We start from the raw sequence: 21,100 nt of genomic DNA, 5'->3' as shown, positions 1-21,100 counted from the left end.
GTGAGGGCCTGAGCGGTGTGTCGCGCAGAACCTCCGCAGGACGGTGGGAGGCCCCGGCCCCGGTCCTCACCGACCGAGGATCTCCAACGCCGCCATCGCCGCGTTCTGACCCCCGATGCCGCTCACCGCTCCACCGCGCTGAGCGCTCGAACCGCACAGCAAGACCCGCGCGTGCGGCGTCGCCACTCCCCAGCGCGCGGCGGGGGAGTCGGCGGGCGCGTCGAGCCACGGCCACGACAGGGCGCCGTGGAAGATGTCGCCGCCGGCCATGTTGAGCGTGGCTTCGAGGTCGCTGGTCGTGCGTGCCTCGATGCAGAGCCGTCCGTCGGGCGCCCGCAGGATGCAGTCGCGCAGCGGCTCGGCGAGCACCGACTCCAGCGAGGCCTGGGCGGCGGCCAGCAGTCGTGCTCCCGCGGCGACCGGGTCGGTGTCGGCGATGAGACGGTGCGGCACCTGCAGGCCGAACATCGTGAGCGTCTGTGCGCCCGACGCGCGCAGCTCCTCACCGAGGATGGACGGGTCGGTGAGCGAGTGGCAGTAGATCTCGACCGGGAGAGGCTCCGGGATGAGCCCTCCGGATGCCGCCACGTGAGCGGCATCCAACTGGGTCATGGTCTCGTTGACGTGGAAGGTGCCCGAGAAGGCGGCCTCGGGGGTCACCGATTCGTCTCGGAGACGGGGCAGCCGCGAGAGCAGCATGTTGACCTTGACCTGCGCACCCTCCGGCTCCTCCGCCCCCGTCGTGGCGGCGCCGCCCGCAGTCAGCAGGCGGTCGAGGACGGCGCGGCCGACCCCGCTGAGCACGAGGTCGCCGTGGAAGACGTCGGAGCGGTCGGTCATGGTGTGCACGTCGCCGTCGGGCGAGATCGAGATCACCTCGACCCCCGTGACGATCTCGGCCCCCGCTTCGCGAGCGGCGCGTTCGAGTTCGGCCGTGACCGCGCCCATGCCACCCACGGGGACGTCCCAATCTCCCGTCCCGCCGCCGATCACGTGGTAGAGGAAGCAGCGGTTCTGCGCGAGGGAGGGGGCGTCGGACGAGGCGAAGGTGCCGATGAGCGCGTCGGTGAGGGCGATACCGCGCACCAGATCGCTGTCGAAGGAAGAGCGCAGCAGGTCGCTGAGCGGGCGGGTGGTGAGGGCGTCCCACAGCTCGTCGTCGCCCACGCGTTCGCGCAGTTCGTCCGCCGTGGGCAGCGGCTCGGTCATCGTCGGGAAGACCGCCCGGGCCACCGGGGCGAGGCGCTCGCCGAACGCCGCGAAGCGTTCGGCCTCGTCGGCGTCGCCGAGGGTGCGCGCGAACGAGGCGGCCGTCGCCTCGGCATCCCGCGTATCGACGAGGATCCCGCGCGTGGGATCGGCGGGGTCGGGTGTGTAGGAGGAGTAGCGGCGGCGGCGCAGGTCGACGCGCAGACCCAGGTCGTCGATGACCTTCTGCGGCAGCAGGCTCACCAGGTACGAGTAGCGCGACAGGCGCGCATCGACACCCGCCCACGGGCGCTCCGACACGGCGGCGCCGCCCACGGCATCCGATCTCTCGATCACCACCACGCTGCGCCCTGCCCGGGCGAGGTAGGCCGCGGCGACGAGGGCGTTGTGCCCGCCCCCCACGATGACGACGTCGTACCGGCGAGAATCCGAAGCGGTCATGAGCCCACGCTAACGACAGCGGCGAATTCGCCGAAGGGGGTGGCGCACGTAGCCTGGATGCCATGACTTCCGCAGCCGACCTGCTTGAGATCGCCACGCGTATCGCTCGGGAGGCCGGTGAACTCGCCCACCGTCGCCGTCGCGAGGGCGTGACGGTCGCCGCGACCAAATCGGCCGCCGCCGACATCGTCACCGCCGCCGACCGCGAGGTCGAGGCCTTCATTCGCGCGGAGCTCGCGCGAGAGCGTCCGGACGACGGCTTCTTCGGCGAGGAATCCGGGGCCGAAGAGGGAACGAGCGGCATCACGTGGGTTGTCGACCCGATCGACGGCACCGTCAACTACGCCTACGGAATCCCGGCCTGGGCCGTGAGCATCGCCGCTGTCGAGGGCACCGCTGAGACCGCGTCGTGGACCGCGCTCGCCGGGGCGGTCTTCAACCCCGTGACGGGCGAGCTCTTCCGTGCCTCGCGCGGTGGAGGTGCCTGGCTCGGCGACCAGCGCCTGTCGGTCGCCGAGGTGGGCCCCGCCGGGGGACTCGTCGCCACCGGTTTCGGGTATAACCCCGAGACCCACGGTCCGGCCCTGGAGCAGCTGTCGCGTGTCATGCCGATCGCCCGTGACGTGCGCCGTATCGGCGCGGCGTCCCTCGATCTGGCCTCGGTGGCCGCCGGTCGCGTCGACGCGTATTACGAGCGCGGCACGCAGCCGTGGGATCACGCCGCCGGCGCGCTGCTGGTCGCCGAAGCGGGCGGAGTCGTCGGGGGAGCGCCCGGCGGACGCCCCGGCAACGGCATGGTGATCGCCGCGGGGCCGGAGTTCTACCGCCGTCTCGAGCCGCTCCTCGACTACGAGCGGTGACAGGGGCCGCGCCCATGGCATTCTCAGATCAGCCGAGGTAGGGTGTTTACCAGTTCGTTATCTTCCGCAACCCGAACCTGCGGAGATGGCCAAGCCCCTACAGCCCGAAGCCGTCGCGTTCGCGACACGACACGAGAGCCCTTCCGCGTTGCCGTCAGAAGCCTCTGAGACTGAGCCCGCCGTCACCCGACGGTCTCGTCGCCCCCTCCCCACGCCCGCTCCCGAGACGACCCCCCGGCTGACCCGAGCCGAGATGCGCCGTCGCTCCGCGAGCGAGACCCCCGTCGCCACGCTCGAGGCCCCCGCCGCCGAGCCGCAGGGCGCCGACCCCGCCCCGGTCGACGCCGACGCCGCCTCTCAGTCCGAGCTGATCGAGAGCGTCGCCGCTGCCGTCGTCGGCACCGTCATCGCCGCGACCATCGAGCCCACGCTGCCGCCTCGCGCCGCCGCCGCGGCTCCCGCCGAGCAGACTCCGGATGCCGCGGCCTCCGACGCCCTCGACGTCACCGTCGTCGACGAGCAGCGTCGTGCCGACGACGTCGCCGTCATCCTGCAGAGCGCGGACGGCGCCGTCGCCACCACCCCGGTGTCCCTTCCGACCTCGCCCATCACTCTTCCCGTGAGCCGTCGGTCGCGCCGTCGCCCCCAGGCGTCGGTCATCCTCGACTCGACCGCCGACGAGGCTGTGGCCGAGCCGGTCGTCGCTGCCGCCGAGCCGGCCGCGGCGCGCGCGTCGAAGCCGCTCGAACAGGCCGCTATCGAGCAGCCCGTCGCCGCCGCGTTCCCCGCTGACGACACCGTGGCCGATGAATTCGCCACCGCCGCGCGCCTGTTCTCTTTCACCGGCGAGACGCCCACGCAGCAGGCGGCTCCCGTCACCCCCGCTCCTGAGCCGGTGTCGGAGGGGCTGCCCGCCGCGGCCGCTCCCCGCACCCGCCGCAACGTCCGCCGCATCGCCGCGACCTCGTTCTCGGTCGGCGTCATGGGCGTCGTCGGACTCCTCACCGTGGGCATGACCATGCCGGTCAGCGCCATCGCCTCGGCGAGCGGCACCGACAGCATCACCGCTCCGGTCGCCGACACCGCGACCACGCGTCTCGCGGTCGGCGGAGACGTCGCCTCGTCCGACGGGGCGATCCAGGCGTACGTCGCCCCGGCCCAGTCGCAGGCCGCGGTCGTCGACCGCGCCGACGGCTACAGCGCCACCACGTACTCCAAGATGGCCGTCGACTCGGGCATCAAGTACCCCACGAACTTCTACGTCAACAATCCGACGTCGCCCATCCAATGGCCCTTCGCGGTCGGCGTCTCGATCTCGTACGGCTTCGGCATGCGCGACGGCGGCTTCCACGAGGGTGCCGACTTCGTGCCCGGCGAGGGTGCGCCCGTGCAGGCGATCGCCGACGGCACCGTCCGTATCGCGACCGAGCAGGGTGGCGCCTTCGGGGTGACCGTGCTGATCGACCACGTGATCGACGGACAGCTCGTCTCGAGCCGCTACGGCCACATGCAGTACGGCTCGCTCCAGGTCACCCCGGGCGAGAAGGTGCACGTCGGCCAGTTCCTCGGACGCACCGGCAACACGGGTCGATCGTTCGGCGCGCACACGCACGTCGAGATCCTCCAGAACGGCACGACCCCGATCGACCCCATCGCGTGGCTGCGTCAGCACGCCGGCGGCTAAGGCTCGATTCGTAAGAGAGTGTCGAGGTCTGATATTCTCTTCTAGTTGCCCGGAGCGATCCGGGTACGCCCCGATAGCTCAGTGGCAGAGCACTTCCATGGTAAGGAAGGGGTCGTCAGTTCAATCCTGACTCGGGGCTCAAGGCATCCTCATCTGAATCCAGGATGCCGTGCGGCGGGGTAGCTCAGTTGGTGAGAGCGCACGACTCATAATCGTGAGGTCGCGGGTTCAAGCCCCGCTCCCGCTACAGATTCGCCGCAAAGCCGTCCTCCGGGGCGGCTTTCGCTTCTCTCCGACGCGTTCCCGCACGAGGTCCTCACGGCGCCCCGATAGGGTGAGCCGCGTGAGTGATTCGGGAGAGTTCGTCCAATCCCTCGCTCGCGGTCTTGAGGTGATCCGCTCCTTCGACGCCGAGAACCCGGCGCTGACCCTCAGCGACGTCGCCCGCCGCGCCGATCTGACCCGTGCCGCGGCCCGCCGGTTCCTCCAGACGCTCGAGACCCTGGGTTACGTGCGCGCCGACGGTCGGGTCTTTTCGCTGACGCCGCGCGTTCTCGAGCTCGGCTTCAGCTATCTCTCTGCGCTCTCGCTGCCGGCGCTGGCCCAGCCGCATCTCGAGCGTCTGTCGCGCGAGGTGGGGGAGAGTGTCTCGTCGGCCGTGCTCGACGGGGCCGACATCGTCTACGTCGCCCGCGTTCCCACGCGACGGATCATGAGCGTCGGCATCACGATCGGCACGCGTTTCCCCGCCTACGCGACCAGCATGGGGCGCGTGCTGCTCGCGGCGCTTCCCGACGCCGACGCGCGAGAGATCGTGGCCGCCTCGCACCCGGCCCCTCTCACCCCGCGCACGCGGACGGACGTCGATGCGATCGCCGTCGAGCTCGAGGCGGTGCGTGCTCAGGGGTGGGCTCTCGTGGACGGCGAGCTCGAAGAGGGGCTGCGCTCCCTCGCGGCGCCCGTTCACGACCGCTCCGGGGCGGTGGTTGCGGCGGTGAACATCTCGGCCAGTTCCCGCGGTGGCGCGGACGAGTGGCGAGAGCGGTGCCTGCCGGCACTGCGGGCCGCCGCGGCCGAGATCGACGCGGACCTTCGCCTGGTCTGAATCCCGGCAGCGGGCCCACAGCGGTCCTCCCTTGCCGTCTTCGCGGTGGTCGGCGTATCCTGTTCGCATAACGTACGTGTGTACGCAGGGCGAACAAGCAAGGATGCTCCGCATGATCGACAAGACCGTCCCCGACCTCGCGTCGGCCGTCGCCGGGATCGCCGACGGCGCGACCGTGATGATCGGCGGCTTCGGCCGCGCGGGTCAGCCCGTCGAGCTGATCGACGCGCTCATCGCGCACGGCGCGCGCGATCTCACCGTCGTCAACAACAACGCGGGCAACGGCGACACCGGCTTGGCCGCGCTGCTCGCGGCCGGGCAGGTGCGCAAGATGATCTGCTCCTTCCCGCGCCAGAGCGACTCGTGGGTCTTCGACGGGCTGTACCGCGACGGCAAGGTCGAGCTCGAGCTCGTGCCGCAGGGCAATCTCGCCGAGCGCATCCGCGCCGCCGGCGCCGGCATCGGCGGGTTCTTCACCCCCACCGGCTTCGGGACGCAGCTCGCCGAGGGCAAAGAGACGCGGCGCATCGACGGCCGCGACTACGTGCTCGAGTACCCCATCCGTGCGGATGCCGCCCTGATCAGCGCCCGCGCCGCCGACCGCTGGGGCAACCTCGTCTATCGCGAGACCGCACGCAACTTCGGCCCCATCATGGCCGCGGCTGCGGCCACCACGATCGTTCAGGTCGACGAGATCGTCGAGCTCGGCTCGCTCGATCCCGAGTCGGTCGTCACCCCGGGGCTCTACGTCGATCGCGTGGTCGCGGTCGGGGAGCGCGCATGGCTCCGCGACGGCGCGTTCGTGGGCGGCGTCGACATCGAGGGCCGGGCTCTGGCATCCGAGGAGGAGAAATGACAACTCGCATCTCGCGGCGCGATCTCGCCGCCCGCGTGGCATCCGACATTCCCGAGGGCGCGGTCGTCAACCTCGGCATCGGTGCTCCGACCCTGGTCGCCGACTACCTGCCGGCGGGACTCGAGATCGTCCTGCACACCGAGAACGGCATGCTCGGCATGGGCCCCGCTCCCGAGCGCGGGCGCATCGACCCCGACCTCATCAACGCGGGCAAGCAGCCGGTCACCGCGCTCGCGGGGGCTGCGTACTTCCACCACGCCGACTCGTTCGCGATGATGCGCGGCGGGCACCTCGACGTGTGCGTGCTGGGGGCGTTCCAGGTGTCGGCCGGCGGCGATCTCGCCAACTGGTCGACCGGCGAGCCCGGCGCCATCCCCGCGGTGGGCGGCGCCATGGACCTCGCGATCGGCGCGAAAGACGTCTACGTCATGACCGACCTGCTCACCAAGGGCGGCGAGCCCAAGCTCGTCGCCGCCTGCAGCTATCCCCTCACGGGCGTGGGCTGCGTGTCGCGGGTCTACACCGACCACGGCGTCTTCGACGTCACCCCCGACGGCTTCCGCGTGCGGGAGCTTTTCGGCGACAACACGCACGAAGAGATCGAGTCCCTGCTCGGTCTGAGCCTGGAGGCCTGAGACATGCCCGCATCCTTCGTCTACGACGCCGTCCGCACCCCCTTCGCGCGCCACGGCAAGGCCTTCGCCGACGTGCGCCCCGACGACCTGGCGGCCACCGTCATGGCATCCGTCGTCGAGCGCACCGGTATCGACCCCGCGCGCATCGAAGACGTGATCTTCGGCGATGCGAACCAGGCGGGGGAGGACAACCGCAACGTCGCGCGTTTCGGCGCCCTCCTGGCGGGCTTTCCCTCGTCGGTGCCCGGGACGACGATCAACCGGCTGTGCGGATCGTCGCTGGATGCCGTGATCCAGGGCTCCCGCGCGATCGAGGTCGGCGATGCCGACGTCGTCCTCGCCGGCGGCGTCGAGTCGATGACCCGTGCCCCCTTCGTGGTCGAGAAGAGCCCGCGGCCCTTCCCCGCGGCGAACCAGACGATGTGGAACACCTCGATCGGCTGGCGCATGACCAACCCGCGTCTGAGGGCGGACTGGACGATCTCGAACGGCGAGAGCGCCGAGAAGCTCGCCGAGATCTACGACATCTCTCGAGAGCAGCAGGACGCTTTCGCCGCGCGCAGCCACCGTCTCGCTGCCGCTGCGTGGGCAGAGGGACGCTTCGACGATGAGATCGTGCAGGTCGAGGGGCACGCGCTCGCGCGTGACGAGGGCATCCGCGACGATTCGACCGCCGAGGTGCTCGCGGGTCTGCGACCTGCCTTCCGCAAGGACGGCACGGTCACGGCGGGGAACTCCTCTCCCATCAACGACGGGGCCTCGGCAGTGCTGCTGGGAGCGGAGGGGATCCTGGATGCCGAGCCCCTCGCGCGCATCGCGGGTCGGGCCGCATTCGGCAACGACCCCGATGTGTTCGGTGTCGCCCCGGTCGAGGCGGCCAACCGCGCCCTCGCCCGCGCCGGCAAGACCTGGGCCGACGTGTCGTTCGTCGAGCTCAACGAGGCATTCGCGTCGCAGACCCTGGCGTGCGCGAAGCTGTGGACCGAGCTCGACCCCGCCCGCCTCAACGAGAACGGGGGAGCGATCGCGATCGGCCACCCGCTGGGGGCCTCGGGCGGGCGCATCATCGCGCGCGCGGCGCACGAGCTGAAGCGCCGAGGCGGGGGTGTCGCGGTCGCCGCGATCTGCATCGGTGTCGGGCAGGGTCTCGCGGTCGTCCTGGAACGCTGAGGCCGCCGCCGCGGCATCCGCGCCACGAGAACGGGCGCTGCCCTGGGCGCAGGTGGATCCGCACGGAATCGGCCTGCTCTCGTCGCCCACCTGCTCCGGCGACGACACGCGTCGCTCGGGGCTAGGACTCGTCGGCCCAGCGGTCGCGGGGTCGGTCGTCATCGTCGTCGTCGCGGACGTGCCCCGGGGCGGACCACTCCAGCTGGAACCCGCACTCGCGGCACTCGTCGGCGCCGCCGCCCTGCTCGAGAAGCGGGTGCATCGTCACGCCGCACGAGGGGCAGATCGGCTGCGCCGTGTCGTCGTAGGGGTCTCTGTACGTCATCGCGTTCCACTCGTCGGTCGTTGCCGAGGACAACTCCCCGCGTCGCCGCGGTGTTCCCCCGGAGAGGCCGCGGGCCCCGACGTGTCGCCTCGGGCATAGGCTCGGCCCATGCCGATCCCTCGCGTCGCCGCGGGCTCCGCTCCGGTGGCGGAGGCCGCATGACGGCATCCACCCCCGCTCCCGACCCTCGCCGCTGGAGCGCGCTGTCGGTCATGCTCATGGGGCAGTTCGCCGCCCTCCTCGACGTCAGCGTCACCAACGTCGCCCTGCCCTCGATCGGGCGCTCCACCGGGGCGGGTCCGAACGAGCTGCAGTGGATCGTGACCGGTTACGTGCTCGCCTTCGCACTGGTCCCCGTCATCGGGGGACGGCTGGGCGACCAGCGGGGTCGGCGGCGCATCTTCACGATCGCCGTGCTCGGGTTCGTGACCGCCAGTGCGGCTGTCGGTCTGGCGCCGAACGCGGGGCTCCTCATCGCGGCCCGGGTCGTCCAGGGGCTGTTCGGCGGCATGATGGGCCCGCAGGTGTCGGGCTTCATCCAGAACGCCTTCCCCGCGTGGGAGAGAGGGCGGGCCTTCGGCAGGCTCGGCCTCACCGTCGGTGCGGGGACGGCGCTCGGTCCGGTGATCGCGGGTCTGCTCATCTCGGCTGGTGGCCCCGACATCGGTTGGCGGCTGGTCTTCTTCATCAACGTGCCGGTCGGGATCGCGGCCGTGCTGCTCGCTCGCCGGTGGGTTCCCGCCGATGAGCCGTCTCCCACGGCATCCGCTCGCCAGATCGATCTGCTCGGCGCGCTCCTGCTCGGCGGGGGTGTGCTGTGCCTGCTGTTCCCCATCGTCGAGACGGGCCAGGGTGGCGGCCCCGTGACGCTCCTGCTCCTGCTCCCCGCCGCGGGGTTCCTCTTCGCGCTGGTGCGGCATGAAGCTCGCCTGACGAAGGCGGATGCCGGGCCCCTGCTGGATCTGCGCCTGTTCCGCGTCCGCTCGTTCGTCACGGGTGTCGTCTTCGCCGTCGTCTTCTTCTGCAGCAACACCGGGATCCCCCTCGTGCTCGCGCTGTACTACCAGAACGGCCTCGGTTTCACCGCTCTGCAGTCGGGGCTGGGAGTCACGGCCTACGCCATCGGCTCGGTGGTGGGAGCACCCGTGGCCGGGCGCTTCGTCTCGCGCGTGGGCCGCCCGCTGCTCGTCGGCGCGGTCGCGGTGTTCACCGGGGTCACGATCGTGCTGGGGCTCCTCGTGCAGTCCGGTGCCGACGCGACCGACCCGGTGGGAGTCATCCTGCGCCTGTGCGTGCCCCTGTTCGTCCTCGGGGTCGCGGGTGGGGCGATCGTCACCCCGAACCAGACGCTGACCCTCGCCGATGTCGACCCCCGCCGAGGCGGCGTCGCCGGCGGAGTCGTCCAGACGGCTCAGCGGGTGGGATCGTCCATCGGACAGACGGTGCTGGGGACGACCTTCGCGCTGGCGGTCGTGGGTGCGGCGCAGGCTACGGGCCCCGGGGATCCGGCGGGGGACCCGGGCGCTTTCGCCCGCGCGCTGACCCTCGCCCTCGCGGTGTCGGTGGTGTTCTCGGGGTCGGCCATCCTGCTCAGCGCGGTCGAGGTGCACCGGCAGCGTCGCCACTGAAGCGGGCGATACGCGCGGACGCTAGCGTCGAGGCATGCACGTCACCTCCGCCCGTCTGGGTCTCGGCCTCGCCGCCGTCGGCCGCCCGGCTTACATCACCACCGCGCGCGACAGCGACCTCGGTGACCCCGCCGAGCGCACTGTCGACGCGATGCGAGAGCGCGCGCACCTGCTGCTCGACGAGGCGTGGGCGCTCGGCATCCGATACGTCGACGCCGCCCGCTCCTACGGTCTGGCCGAGGAGTTCCTGGGATCGTGGCTCGCGGCCCACCCGGGCCGGCGCGAGCACCTCATCGTGGGGTCGAAGTGGGGCTACGCCTACGTCGGGGAATGGAAGATGGATGCCGCCGTGCACGAGCGCAAAGAGCACTCGGTCGCCATGTTCGACCGGCAGTGGCCCGAGACGCTCGAGGCCCTGGGGTCGGCCCCCGACTTCTACCTGATCCACTCGGTGACGCCCGAGAGCACGGCTCTCGCCGACACCGAGCTGCTCGATCGGCTGCGCGGGCTGCGGGCCGGCGGCGTGCGGGTCGGCCTGTCGACCAGCGGCCCGCACCAGGGCGAGGTGATCCGCACCGCCCTCGCGCTCGAGGACTCCCCGTTCTCGGTCGTGCAGTCGACGTGGAACCTCCTCGAGCCCTCGGTCGCCCCCGCGTTGCAGAACGCCCACGACGCCGGGTGGACGATCGTCGTCAAAGAGGCCCTCGCCAACGGCGAGCTCGCCCGCGCCGAATCGGGGAGTCGCCTCGAGGCCCTGGCATCCGGAATGCCGTCCGATGTCTTCGCCCTCGGTGCCGCGTTGGCGCAGCCCTGGGCCGACATCGTGCTGAGCGGCGCGACCACGCTCGCGCACCTGCGCCGAGGCGCGCGTGCACGACCGGTCGACACCGCGGGGAGGCTCGCGACCGACCCCGTCGACTACTGGCAGCGCCGATCGGAGCGCCCCTGGCGCTGACCGGGGGTCAGGGCACGCAGTTCAGCGTCGCGACCGAGCCCGAGACGTTCGCCCATGACGTGGCGATCGCGGTGGCGAGCACCGACCCCGACGAGGAACGGGCCTGCAGGTACCCGGCGGAGCGCGCGTTGGCGATCGAACGCACGGTGATGCTGGGGGAGTACGTGCCGCACGTCGAGTACGACACCCGCGTGCCCGACAGGCTCGACCCGCTGAACGCGCACACGTTCCCGGTGGCGCAGCTGCCGACGGCGTCCTCGTGGTCGGAGGGGACGTCGATGGTCATGCCCAGCTCCGGCCACTCCGCGTGATGGGAGTCGATGACGACCCCGCCGGGGATCTGGGCGAGAGCCGCGGCGATGTCGGGGTGCAGTTCGTCTGTCGAGGTCATTCGGTCTCGGCCTTTCTGTCGAGGACGTCCCAGAGGGTGTAGTCGGTGATCGAGCCCGCGGGTAGTTTGAGGTTCTCGTTGTCGGCGAGCAGTTCGGATTCGAATCCGACGATGCGGCCCGTGTCGGCGGACAGCAGCAGCGTCGCCTCGGAGGTGGTGAGCCCGGACGGTACCGCGGCGAGACCGACGACCGGGCGGCCGAGTCGGTCGAACGCCGTCCCGACGACGCGCAGCCCGGGGGCTTGAGCGACCACCTCGAGCAGAGCGGCCTGCTGGGCACCGGTGAGGGTCCACTCGCCCAGGAGCGCCCGGGCGCCGAGCATCGCGTCGCCCGCCGTCAACTGCTCGCCGGCGCCGGTCGAGGTGAGCACGAGAGCCCGCATCGCCTCGACGGTGGGCTCGGGGGTGTTGCGCGAGAGCGGCGAGAACTGGTTCTGCACGAACTGCAGGTCGCCCACCACGGTTCCGGGCGTCGGATCGCCGGTGGGGACGGTGTCGCCCGCTGCGTTGGTGGCCTCTGCGGCCGTCGTCACGACCGAGCCGGAGAGGTCCTCGTTCCACCGCACGTCGATCCACTCGCGGCGGAACACCGTCGCCTCGGCCTCGTCGGGCGAACCGCTGTAGTACCACCCGAGCGAAAGCGACCGTCGCTCGGGTGAGGAGGGGCCCGACCCGTCGGTCAACCGCTCCTGCGCCTGCGCGATCACCTGGGACGCGTCCTCCGAGATCGAGGTGAACACGAGTGGTTCCGGGGTGAGGGCGGATGCCGGGCTCCCCGGCATCCACAGGACTCCGGTGACGATCGCGAGCACGAGGACGACGACCGCAGCGGCTGAGCCCCAGGCGGCGTAGGCGGGTCGGCGGCGCGGCGGACGCGCGGTGCGGGCGAAAGCGCGAGCCCGGCGCTCGGCGTCGAGGGGGATGGGGGCGTCCAGGGGCGTGCGCGCCGGGTCGAGCCGGCGCACCGCGCGGGTGAGCTCATCGTCGTTCATCGAACACCTCCTCCGCGGACAGGGGCGCTGCGGAAAGGAGCGGGCGGAGTTTGGCGCGCACACGATTCAACCGGGTCCACACGGTACCCGCGCTCGCCCCGACGACGACACCGACGTCGGCGGCCGGCAGGTCTTCCCAGTACGTGAGCCAGAGGATCTCGCGCTCCTTCTCGGAGAGTCCTCGGATCGCGTCCACGAGCCGCTCGATCATCTCGCCCTCTGACTCGTTCGACAGGGTGCGCACCTGGTCCTCGATGTGCGTCCACAGTGCCCCCTCCCGGTCTCGTCGTCGGTACTCGTTCGCGATGAGGTTGCGCGCCGTGCGGTACAGCCACGGAAGACCGAACGGCTCGCGCGGGTCGCGCTTGCGCCACGCGATCTCGAAGCATTCCATCGTGAGGTCGTCGGCGGCCTCGCGGTCCGACACTCGCCGCTCGACGAATCGCCGAACGGCGGTGTAGTGCTCACGGAAGAGCGCCACGAAATCTGCGTCGTCCGTCACCGCTGTCTTTCCTCGTGCGTGTACCGGGGCTGTGTCGGTGAGGCGGCGAACCTTACCGAGGCGCGCGGGAGAAGAATTCTGGGTCGGTGTGTAAGGAACGGCCCACGACCGACACGACATATGCGGGGGTGGGTGCCGACTCCGGCTTCGAGAAGGCACCCATACGCCCGTCGTCCGATGTTCGGGTCTGACGGCGACGGGCGAGGGGTTGCGCCGCTTGGGGGCGGCGCAACCCCTCGGATCTTCTCCATGCGATCCACAATGGCAGAGACGGTGCGCGCCGTGAGACGACAGACGTCGATCAGGCGGGATCGACCAGCAGGTTGGTGATCCGCGCCGTGGCGATCAGGCGGTCCTCGTCGTCGACCACGCGGACGTCGTAGGTGGCCATGCGTCGACCACGGTGGGCGGGTGTGGCCACGGCGTGGATGCGGCCGTCTTTCGCCCCGCGATGGTGCGTGATGTTCAGGTCGACACCGACGCAGACCATGCCCAGGGTCGAGGCATGGATCATGGCCGCCCACGATCCCACCGCCTCGGACAGAGCGGCCGTCGCGCCGCCGTGCAGACGACCGAGCGATTGCGTGTTCCCTCGGACGGGCATCGATGCGCAGACCCGATCCGCGGACTGTTCGGTCACGATGATGCCGAGACGTTCGTCGAGGGCGCCGGGGGTGATGGTCCAGGGCGTCATGGAGGCTCCTTCCGGCGCCCTCTTGTCGGGGGCGCATCCCTCTGACACTATTACTGAACGCTCGGTCGGTAACGGTGCCGAACGAGTTTTTCACCTGCCCCACAGAACGACGGAGTTCTCATGGCCACGCTGACCTCGGCATCCGCCCCTGCCACCGGGATGAAACGAGAGGAACGGCGTGTGCTCGCCGGGACCCTCGTGGGCACCTCGATCGAGTGGTACGACTTCTTCATCTACGCCCAGGCGGCCGGGCTCGTGCTCGCGCCCCTGTTCCTCGCGCCCCTCGCGCAGAGCGACCCCGCGATCGCCCAGGTGCTCTCGTTCGCCACGATCGGTATCTCGTTCCTCTTCCGCCCGCTCGGCGCCGTCGTCGCCGGATGGCTCGGCGACCGCCTCGGCCGGAAGAAGATGCTCGTGCTGACGCTCGTCATGATGGGCGTGTCGACGGCCCTCATCGGGGTGCTGCCGACCTACGCCGCGATCGGTGTGGCCGCCCCCGTCCTGCTCATCCTGCTGCGGGTGTTGCAGGGCTTCTCGGCCGGCGGCGAGTGGGGTGGTGCGGCGCTGCTCTCGGTCGAGCACGCCCCCGTCCACCGTCGCGGGTACTTCGGGGCGTACCCGCAGATCGGCGTCCCGGTGGGGATGATCCTGGCCACCGCGACCCTGTGGATCCTCACCTCGTCGATGTCGGCCGAGGCCTTCCTCGCCTGGGGGTGGCGTGTGCCGTTCCTGTTCTCGATCGTGCTCATCGTCGTCGGCTACCTCATCCGCCGCGCGGTGGAGGAGAGCCCGGTGTTCGAAGACCTCGTGCGCCGCCGCAAGGAGTCCTCCGCCCCGCTCGGGCAGCTTTTCCGCAAGAACTGGCGCGAGGTCGCCCTGACGGCCTTCGTGTTCATCGGCAACAACGCCGCCGGCTACCTGCTCATCGCGTTCTTCGCCACCTACTCGGTCTCGACCCTCGGGATGGAACGCCCGACCGTGCTGCTGGCGACGACCCTGGCATCCTTCGGCTGGCTCGGTTTCACCCTGTGGGGCGGCCGGCTGTCTGACCGCTTGGGGCGCATCCGCACCTTCCAGCTCGGCTACCTGCTGCTGGCGATCTGGGCCGTACCGATGTGGTTCCTCATCGACACCGCGAACATCTTCTGGTACTTCGTCGCGCTGTTCGTGATGACCCTCGGCCTCGGGCTGTCGTACGGGCCGCAGGCGGCGCTCTACGCCGAGATGTTCCCCGCGAACGTCCGCTACTCGGGCGTCTCGATCGGCTACGCGCTGGGCGCCATCATGGGTGGGGCCTTCGCGCCGATGATCGCCGAGGCGCTGCTGCGCTCCACGGGCGCCTCGTGGACGATCGGCCTCTACATCGCGGTCGCCGCACTCGTCTCTCTCGGTGCTGTCTCGCTCATCAAAGAGACGAAGGGCGTCGACCTGCGGGCGTGATCCCGGATGCCGTGACGGGGCCCTTCGCGTCGGCGAGGGGCCCCGTCACGCGCCGCCGGGAGGAGTTCGTCGGCGTCGGCCGAGGGGACGGTGCGCCGTACCGCGGACTTCGTCGCCCTCCGTCGGCATGCCGGGTCGCCGGTGGCGGCGTGCCGCCACGGTATCCGCAGGACGGACCAGGGATGTGCGCCTGCCGCGGCGCGACCCGGCGGGGCAGAGCACCGGGTCAGGCGGTACGGAGGCCGTCGAGGGCGATGCGCACGATGTCGGCGCCGAGACGGTCGCCGTCGACGCCGCCGCCGGGGCGGTACCACTCCACGACCGAGTTGATCATGCCGAAAAGCAGACGCGCGGCGACCGCCGCGTCGACATCGTCGCGCACGTCGCCCTCGGCCTGCGCTTCGGCGACCAGGGCGGTCACGCGGTGGTCGAAGAGACGCCGCCGCTCGAGGGCGGCCTGCTCGACCTCGCTGTTGCCCCGGACCCGCAGGAGCAGGGTGACCGCGGGAAGCTGCGCCACCAGGACGTCGGTCGCCCCGGTGAGCACGAAGCGGAGGCGATCGGATGCCGCGCCCTCGCGGGCGCCGGGCTCATCGAGCACGGCCTCGAGCCCGCCGAGAGCCGCCTCGAGCGCCACGGCCAGCAACTCCTCTTTCGAGGAGAAGTGATGGTACAGCGCGGACTTCGTCAGCCCGAGTCGGCGGGCGAGGTCGGACACGCTCGTCGCGTCGTACCCCTGCTCGTTGAAGAGCTGCACGGCCACGGCGAGCAGACCCTCGCGGTCGTAGCCCGGACGCCCCCGGCGCGCGGGGGCCTCGGCGGACGCGCCGGAGTCGTCGGCGGTCGCGGGCGTCGTCACGGGATCGGCGGGCACGGATTCAGTGTGTCACTCCAGCAGAGCGGGGGAGTCCGCGTGCAGCAGAGCACGCGCCGCGTTTCCGATCACGGCACTGTACGTCGGGTAGGCGAAGCGCACACCGGCGAGGGTCGAGACGTCGATGCCGGCCGCCATCGCGGTGGTCACCGATTGGATGACCTCTACGGCGTTCTCCCCCACCGCGTGAGCCCCGAGCACGAGCTCGCGGCGACGATCGGAGATGAGCATGAGGAACCCGCGTTCCCGGTCGTCGATCACCGCACGGTCGAGATCGGCGAAACGCGCAGTCGCCACGACGCACGAGGGGTCGCGGTCACGCGCCTGCTCCTCGGTGAGGCCGACGCCCGCGTAGTCGGGGTCGGTGAAACCGCCCGCGGGGAGAAGGTGGTGGGGCGTTCGCCGGTTGGCGCCGAGCACGGCGTTCTCGGCCGCCGCTTCGCCCTCGAACTGCGCCGCCTGCACGAGCATGTCGCGGCCGTTCGCGTCGCCGACGGCGAGGATGTGCGGCACGATCGTGCGGAAGTAGCGGTCGACCGGGATCGCGGAGCGCTCGACCTGGACCCCGGCGTTCTCGAGGCCGAGGTCTTCGACATCGGCGGGCCATCCGGTCGCCATGATGACGACCTCGGCATCGACGGTGCGCGATGCGCCGTCCTCGCGCCAGGCGAGGGTGAGCGAGCCGTCCTCGGCGCGGTCGATGCGCTCGACCGTCTCGATCCCCGTGCGTACGTCGACCCCGTGCTCCGTGAGCGATTCGGCGATCACGCGCGAGATGGAGGCATCGGATGCCATGAGCACCCGAGGTGCGACATCGAGCAGCGTGACCTCCGAGCCGAACGAGCGGAACACCGTCACCAGTTGTGCGCCGGTGTTGCCCGCACCGATGACCACGACGCGCCGGGGCAGCTCGGCGAGGGTGAGCACGTCTTCGGGAACCGTTGCGAGCTCGGCCCCGGGGATCGGCAGGCGACGGGAATGGCCGCCCACGCAGACGAGGATCGAGTCCGCGCGGATTCGTCGACCGCTGTCGAGGACGAGAGTGTGCTCGTCCGCGAAGCGCGCACGTCCCTCCTGCACGAGATCCACCCCGGCCTCGGCGAAGCGTTCGGCCTCTCGTTTGATCGAGCGCACGGCATCCACCCGCTCATGCACCCTGGAGACCACGGCCGACCAATCGACGCGGGGCTCTTCCACCACGATGCCGTAGTCGTCGGCGGAGCGGGTCTCGCGCATGAGGCGCGCGGCCTTCGCGAGGACGCGCGTGGGTACGCACCCGGTGTTGACGCAGGTGCCGCCGACACGACCGGCCTCGAGGACGACGACGGATGCGCCGAGTTCTGCGGCGCGAAGGGCGGCGGCGGTCCCGGCGGGACCGGCTCCGATCACGGCGATGTCATAGCTGTCGGCGTCGTGGCTCACGGTGGTCCTCCCGGGTCGAGAGCCCCAGTCAATCCCGCGCCGACGACCTGACCTCGGGGCTTGCGCCGCGGGTCAGAACCCCTCGTAGATCTGGGTGGGCGTGAGGCCCGTGCCGCCCAGGGCGTGGACGCCGGGGGCGGGGTGAAGCTCGAAGGAGTGGCCGTCGTGCAGGAGCACGGCCGTGTAGTCCCCTCGCGTATCGAGCTTGAGCTCGAAGCGTCCCGTGTCGATGAGGCGCAGTGTGACCACGGCGCCGCTGCGCGCGACGAAGCTGACTTCTTTCTCTCGCGCGTTCGGCAGGGGGATGACCGGCTCATCCATCGCGGGCGTCGGCGAAGAAGAGGGAGTGCGTGCGTCGGCGTCCATCCGGTGAGTCTGTCACGCGGGGAGGGGCGCGGGGCCGGGACGAGCCCGGGCGTGCGCCGTCAGCGCCCGTCTCGCCAGGAGTGCCGCGGCTCGTACCCGAGCAGCCGGCGCGCCTTGTCGATCGAGAGAAGCGTCGTGTTCTCGCCCAGGTCGCCGTGGATCGCGACCCCCGGGAACACCTCGGCCACGAGTTGGGCGTTGGGGCGCGTCATGACCGTGTCGGCCGCCGCGATGATGAAGGTGTCGAAGCCGGCCGGGGCGGTCTGGAGAGCGCTCTCCACGGCCTGTGCTCCGTCGCGGGCGTCGATATAGCCCCACAGGTTCCACTTCCGGGTGCGCGCGTCGTCGTCGAAGGGGAATTCGGCGTAGTCCTCGGGGACCATCACGTTCGAGAACCGCAGCGCCGTGATCGACAGGTCGGGGTTCCAGCGCACCAGCTCCACCGCCAAGCGTTCCTCGAGGGTCTTCACGAGGGAGTAGACCGACTCGGGCCTCGGCGCGTACTCCTCGTCGACGGGGATGTACGGAGGCGGCACGTCGAAGGGCAAGCCCAGCACGGTCTCGCTCGAGGCGTAGACGATCTTGTGGATGCCCAGACGCGTGGCCGCCCAGAAGACGTTGAAGGTGCTCGTCATGTTGTTGTGGAAAGTGGCGATGTCGGAGCGGATGCCGGGCGCCGGGATCGCAGCGAGGTGCACGAGGGCGTCGAAGCCGTCGTGCTGGTCGTTCACCGCGGTCAGGGCGTCGACGACCTGGCCGTAGTCGGTGAGGTCGACCTGGACGAAGCCCGGGCCGCGCTCGCCGCGGACATCGAGGCCGATGACGTCGTGGCCGGCGGAACGCAGCTCGCGTGCGACGACGGTGCCGAGCTTTCCGGACGAACCGGTGAGGGCGATGCGCATGAGTGTCCTTCGGGGTCGGGGTGGGATCGACGATATCGGCGCCCACCGACATCGGGCGGGTGGGTTGACCGCCCCGACCGAAGACGCCGCGCGGTCGGCGTGTACCGATCCCGCGGGCGGAACGTCCTGCCACGCGGAAGGTCCATTCGTCAAGATCCCGGCGCCGTGGGGGCCCGGGGTGTTTCGCTATGTGGACGCTGTCGATTCGTGAAATGTCACGGTCCGACGCGAACGATCGCCGACAGGAACCTCGATGCCCTCTTTGTCCTCCGCCACCGACGCGTTTCTCGCGTCGCGTGCGGCTGACGGCGACCAGATCGCCTTCGGGGTGCTGGTGAGACGGCACGCGCCGTTCCTCGTCGCGTTCGCGACCAGGCTGACCGGCTCGCGGGCCGATGCCGACGATTGCGTGCAGGAGGCGCTCATCACGGCGTGGCGACGTCTTCCGGATCTCACCGACCCTGAGAAGGTGCGAAGCTGGCTCACGACGATCGTGTCGCGCAAGGCCACCGACCGCCTCCGCTCCCGCAAGATCTCGGAGGAGATCGACGAGGAGATGGTCTCGGGTCGTGACGACCCGGAGCGCGCCGTTGTGGCATCGTCGCAGATGGACGCGCTCAAGAAGATCCTCGGAGAGCTCCCCGAGGAGCTGCGTGTGGTGTGGGTGCTCCGCGAGGTCGGCGGGCACAGCTACGACGAGATCGCCGTCGAGGTCGGCGAATCCGCCGCCACCGTGCGCGGACGCCTCGCGCGAGCCAGGAAGACGGTGTTGGAACGCATGGAGGAGTGGAGGTGACCCCAGTGAGCGAGCACAACGATGACATCGGGGGGTCGGGCTACTCCCTCGAAGACCTCTCCGCCTACCTCGATCGCGGACGCATCCCCCGCATCCCGGCGATCGAGCGCAACGCGCAGTGCCAGGCGGTTCTGGCGTCGATGGAGCGGATGGGGCGACTCTCCCGCGAGATCGTGGACGAGCAGGCGGCGGAGCCGATCTCGGAGTCCTGGTACGACAGCATCATGCGCGAGGTCATGCGCGAGTTCCGAGCGGGCCGAGACATCCCGCTTGCGCGCGCCGACGACGGCACCGAGCTGGTCGTGACCGAAGGTGCTCTCTACGAGCTCATCCGCACGGTCGGAGACGGAATCGAAGGACTGCTGATGGGACGCGTCCGACTCGATCAGCCGGAACCCGACGCTCCTCTCGACGTCCGCGTGACGGTCAGCGTGCGCTTCGGTCGCGCGATGAGCCCCGCGGTCGAGGAGATGCGCGAAGGCATCCGCTCGGCCATCCAGCGACACGGCGACCTTCGGGTCGGACGCGTGGACGTGACCGTCGGCGACGTCCACCTCGACGAGGGGGAAGATTCATGACGACCATCTCCGCAGCGGAGCTGGCGCCCCGCATCGATCTGGCCGTGACCGCCGTCGAGGGTGTGCGCGAGTGCTATTCGGCGCGTCCGGTCTTAGCCCGCGCCGTCGAGCACGTCACCGACGTCGAGGGTTCTCTCGCCGAGGTCGAGGAATCCGGCGGCACCCGTGCCATCACCGTCTGCATCGGCGTCTCCTCCGACGACGACGCTGCCGTGGTCGCGGCCGCCGTCGCCACCGCGGCGCGCGGCGCCGGCGAGGACGAGACCCCGTCTTCGATCCGGGTCCGCGTAGCGCGCCTGGTCGCCCCGCCTTCCTGAGCGGGTTCCGGCCGAGAAGCGGTCAACCGGCTTACGCTGGAGGCACCGCCCACTCGTCCCCGGAGGCCGAATGTCCACGCCGCCCGTCATCGCCGTCACCGGATCCACCGGAGCCGTAGGGGGCCGGGTCGCGCGAGACCTCGCCGCCCGCGGCATCCCTCAGCGTCTGCTCGTTCGCGACGCTTCTCGGGCTCCCTCGCTCGAAGGAGCCGAGGTGCACGTGGCCCGGTATTCGGACGCGGATGCCACCCGCGCGGCCCTGGAGGGGGTCGACACGCTCTTCATGGTGTCGGCGTCCGAGACAGCCGACCGCGTCGAGCATCACCGCACCTTCGTCGAGGCCGCCGCGGCCGCGGGCGTCCGATCGATCGTCTACACCTCGTTCTTCGCCGCCGCGCCGGACGCCGTCTTCACGCTGGGGCGCGATCACGCAGCGACCGAGGAGATCATCCGCGCCTCGGGCATGCGGCACACCTTCCTGCGCGACAACTTCTACATGGACATGATGGAGCTCTTCGCCGGTGACGACGGGGTCATCCGGGGTCCCGCCGGAGACGGGCGCTGCTCTCTCGTCTCGCGCGCCGATGTGGCGGCCACGGCGGTAGCGGTGCTGCTCGATCCCGATGCGCACGCCGACGTCACCTACGACCTGACCGGCCCCGAGGCCCTGACCCTGACCGAGGTCGCCGAGAAGATCTCGGCGGTGCGCGGTCATCGGGTGCGTTTCGTCGACGAGACGGTCGACGAGGCATATGCCTCGCGAGCGGCGTTCGGGGCCCCGCGGTGGCAGGTCGACGCGTGGGTGAGCACGTACACGTCCATCGCGAGCGGCGATCAAGCCGCCGTCTCGAACGACGTCGAGCGCGTTACCGGCCGCCCCGCGCAGAGTTTCGAGGAGTTTCTCGGCGCCGTGTCATGACCGGGTGTCCCTCGGGTATGCTGGCGGCGTGCTGACCTG

Annotated in this window: 23 protein-coding genes and 2 tRNA genes; 15 read left to right on the top strand and 10 right to left on the bottom strand. The window is 70.8% G+C overall.

Annotated features, from left to right (window positions below):
- Positions 1 to 66: 66 nt before the first annotated feature.
- Positions 67 to 1,650 carry a phytoene desaturase family protein gene (locus tag OVA17_RS02595; RefSeq protein ID WP_267787988.1) on the bottom strand — a complete coding sequence of 528 codons (1,584 nt, stop codon included), beginning with the start codon at positions 1,648 to 1,650 and terminating at the stop codon, positions 67 to 69.
- Between the two features lie 62 nt (positions 1,651 to 1,712).
- Here OVA17_RS02595 and OVA17_RS02590 point away from each other — a divergent pair, with 62 nt between their 5' ends.
- The 8 genes from OVA17_RS02590 (at position 1,713) to OVA17_RS02555 (ending at position 7,960) form a co-directional block, all read left to right on the top strand.
- Positions 1,713 to 2,510, top strand: a complete 798-nt coding sequence (locus OVA17_RS02590) for an inositol monophosphatase family protein (protein ID WP_210073201.1) — start codon at positions 1,713 to 1,715, stop codon at positions 2,508 to 2,510.
- Between the two features lie 253 nt (positions 2,511 to 2,763).
- Positions 2,764 to 4,194, top strand: coding sequence for a M23 family metallopeptidase (locus OVA17_RS02585; RefSeq protein ID WP_267787984.1), 1,431 nt, complete (start codon positions 2,764 to 2,766; stop codon positions 4,192 to 4,194).
- Between the two features lie 67 nt (positions 4,195 to 4,261).
- Positions 4,262 to 4,333: transfer RNA gene (locus OVA17_RS02580), tRNA-Thr, on the top strand.
- 34 nt (positions 4,334 to 4,367) lie between these two features.
- A tRNA-Met gene (locus OVA17_RS02575) sits at positions 4,368 to 4,441 on the top strand.
- A 96-nt stretch (positions 4,442 to 4,537) separates the two neighbouring features.
- Positions 4,538 to 5,299, top strand: a complete 762-nt coding sequence (locus OVA17_RS02570) for an IclR family transcriptional regulator domain-containing protein (protein ID WP_267787982.1) — start codon at positions 4,538 to 4,540, stop codon at positions 5,297 to 5,299.
- Between the two features lie 112 nt (positions 5,300 to 5,411).
- On the top strand, positions 5,412 to 6,155 hold the full coding sequence (locus tag OVA17_RS02565; RefSeq protein WP_267787981.1) for a 3-oxoacid CoA-transferase subunit A: 744 nt from the start codon (positions 5,412 to 5,414) through the stop codon (positions 6,153 to 6,155).
- Entirely contained in the window at positions 6,152 to 6,790 is a 639-nt protein-coding gene (locus tag OVA17_RS02560; protein ID WP_210073215.1) for a 3-oxoacid CoA-transferase subunit B, read from the top strand. The genes OVA17_RS02565 and OVA17_RS02560 overlap by 4 nt, the downstream gene beginning before the upstream one ends.
- A gap of 3 nt (positions 6,791 to 6,793) precedes the next feature.
- Positions 6,794 to 7,960 carry a thiolase family protein gene (locus OVA17_RS02555; RefSeq protein WP_267787979.1) on the top strand — a complete coding sequence of 389 codons (1,167 nt, stop codon included), beginning with the start codon at positions 6,794 to 6,796 and terminating at the stop codon, positions 7,958 to 7,960.
- Positions 7,961 to 8,081: 121 nt separating this feature from the next.
- On the opposite strand, the gene OVA17_RS02550 is transcribed toward OVA17_RS02555, so the two are convergent.
- Positions 8,082 to 8,285, bottom strand: coding sequence for a zf-TFIIB domain-containing protein (locus OVA17_RS02550; RefSeq protein ID WP_267787978.1), 204 nt, complete (start codon positions 8,283 to 8,285; stop codon positions 8,082 to 8,084).
- Positions 8,286 to 8,443: 158 nt separating this feature from the next.
- On the opposite strand from OVA17_RS02550, the gene OVA17_RS02545 reads away from it, so the two are divergent.
- Both OVA17_RS02545 and OVA17_RS02540 read left to right on the top strand, forming a co-directional pair.
- The gene (locus OVA17_RS02545) at positions 8,444 to 9,913 is read left to right on the top strand and encodes an MFS transporter (protein WP_267787976.1); all 1,470 of its coding nucleotides are present in this window, start codon (positions 8,444 to 8,446) and stop codon (positions 9,911 to 9,913) included.
- A 34-nt stretch (positions 9,914 to 9,947) separates the two neighbouring features.
- Complete coding sequence (locus OVA17_RS02540) at positions 9,948 to 10,868, top strand: aldo/keto reductase (protein WP_267787974.1); 921 nt, start codon at positions 9,948 to 9,950, stop codon at positions 10,866 to 10,868.
- A 7-nt stretch (positions 10,869 to 10,875) separates the two neighbouring features.
- Here the strand turns inward: OVA17_RS02540 and OVA17_RS02535 are convergent, their stop codons facing one another.
- The 4 genes from OVA17_RS02535 to OVA17_RS02520 form a co-directional block, all read right to left on the bottom strand.
- The gene (locus OVA17_RS02535; RefSeq protein ID WP_267787973.1) at positions 10,876 to 11,259 is read right to left on the bottom strand and encodes a hypothetical protein; all 384 of its coding nucleotides are present in this window, start codon (positions 11,257 to 11,259) and stop codon (positions 10,876 to 10,878) included.
- On the bottom strand, positions 11,256 to 12,251 hold the full coding sequence (locus tag OVA17_RS02530; protein ID WP_267787971.1) for a hypothetical protein: 996 nt from the start codon (positions 12,249 to 12,251) through the stop codon (positions 11,256 to 11,258). Before OVA17_RS02530 ends, OVA17_RS02535 begins: the two co-directional genes overlap by 4 nt.
- Entirely contained in the window at positions 12,238 to 12,753 is a 516-nt protein-coding gene (locus OVA17_RS02525) for an RNA polymerase sigma factor (RefSeq protein WP_210073230.1), read from the bottom strand. The genes OVA17_RS02530 and OVA17_RS02525 overlap by 14 nt, the downstream gene beginning before the upstream one ends.
- 301 nt (positions 12,754 to 13,054) lie before the next feature.
- The gene (locus tag OVA17_RS02520; protein ID WP_267787970.1) at positions 13,055 to 13,447 is read right to left on the bottom strand and encodes a PaaI family thioesterase; all 393 of its coding nucleotides are present in this window, start codon (positions 13,445 to 13,447) and stop codon (positions 13,055 to 13,057) included.
- 120 nt (positions 13,448 to 13,567) lie between these two features.
- Here OVA17_RS02520 and OVA17_RS02515 point away from each other — a divergent pair, with 120 nt between their 5' ends.
- A complete protein-coding gene (locus OVA17_RS02515) occupies positions 13,568 to 14,887 on the top strand; it encodes an MFS transporter (RefSeq protein ID WP_267787969.1) in 1,320 nt (439 codons plus the stop codon).
- Between the two features lie 226 nt (positions 14,888 to 15,113).
- Here the strand turns inward: OVA17_RS02515 and OVA17_RS02510 are convergent, their stop codons facing one another.
- From OVA17_RS02510 to OVA17_RS02495, 4 genes are all read right to left on the bottom strand, one after another.
- Entirely contained in the window at positions 15,114 to 15,761 is a 648-nt protein-coding gene (locus OVA17_RS02510; protein ID WP_267787968.1) for a TetR/AcrR family transcriptional regulator, read from the bottom strand.
- Positions 15,762 to 15,773: 12 nt separating this feature from the next.
- Positions 15,774 to 17,183 (bottom strand): dihydrolipoyl dehydrogenase family protein, encoded by a 1,410-nt coding sequence (locus tag OVA17_RS02505; RefSeq protein ID WP_267787967.1) that lies wholly within the window; start codon positions 17,181 to 17,183, stop codon positions 15,774 to 15,776.
- A gap of 72 nt (positions 17,184 to 17,255) precedes the next feature.
- Positions 17,256 to 17,549, bottom strand: coding sequence for a hypothetical protein (locus tag OVA17_RS02500; protein ID WP_267787965.1), 294 nt, complete (start codon positions 17,547 to 17,549; stop codon positions 17,256 to 17,258).
- Positions 17,550 to 17,608: 59 nt separating this feature from the next.
- Positions 17,609 to 18,451, bottom strand: a complete 843-nt coding sequence (locus tag OVA17_RS02495; protein WP_267787963.1) for an NAD-dependent epimerase/dehydratase family protein — start codon at positions 18,449 to 18,451, stop codon at positions 17,609 to 17,611.
- Between the two features lie 253 nt (positions 18,452 to 18,704).
- On the opposite strand from OVA17_RS02495, the gene OVA17_RS02490 reads away from it, so the two are divergent.
- The 4 genes from OVA17_RS02490 to OVA17_RS02475 all read left to right on the top strand — a co-directional run bounded on the left by OVA17_RS02490 (position 18,705) and on the right by OVA17_RS02475 (position 21,061).
- Positions 18,705 to 19,247, top strand: a complete 543-nt coding sequence (locus tag OVA17_RS02490) for an RNA polymerase sigma factor (protein WP_267787961.1) — start codon at positions 18,705 to 18,707, stop codon at positions 19,245 to 19,247.
- Between the two features lie 5 nt (positions 19,248 to 19,252).
- The gene (locus OVA17_RS02485) at positions 19,253 to 19,825 is read left to right on the top strand and encodes a hypothetical protein (RefSeq protein WP_267787959.1); all 573 of its coding nucleotides are present in this window, start codon (positions 19,253 to 19,255) and stop codon (positions 19,823 to 19,825) included.
- On the top strand, positions 19,822 to 20,142 hold the full coding sequence (locus OVA17_RS02480) for a hypothetical protein (RefSeq protein WP_267787957.1): 321 nt from the start codon (positions 19,822 to 19,824) through the stop codon (positions 20,140 to 20,142). The genes OVA17_RS02485 and OVA17_RS02480 overlap by 4 nt, the downstream gene beginning before the upstream one ends.
- 70 nt (positions 20,143 to 20,212) lie before the next feature.
- The gene (locus OVA17_RS02475; protein ID WP_210073247.1) at positions 20,213 to 21,061 is read left to right on the top strand and encodes an SDR family oxidoreductase; all 849 of its coding nucleotides are present in this window, start codon (positions 20,213 to 20,215) and stop codon (positions 21,059 to 21,061) included.
- The last annotated feature ends 39 nt before the right edge of the window (positions 21,062 to 21,100 follow it).

Source organism: Microbacterium sp. SL75, from assembly GCF_026625865.1.
GTDB lineage: Bacteria > Actinomycetota > Actinomycetes > Actinomycetales > Microbacteriaceae > Microbacterium.
Note: the sequence above shows the minus strand (reverse complement) of the source record. Positions and strands in the feature narration are given on the sequence as shown.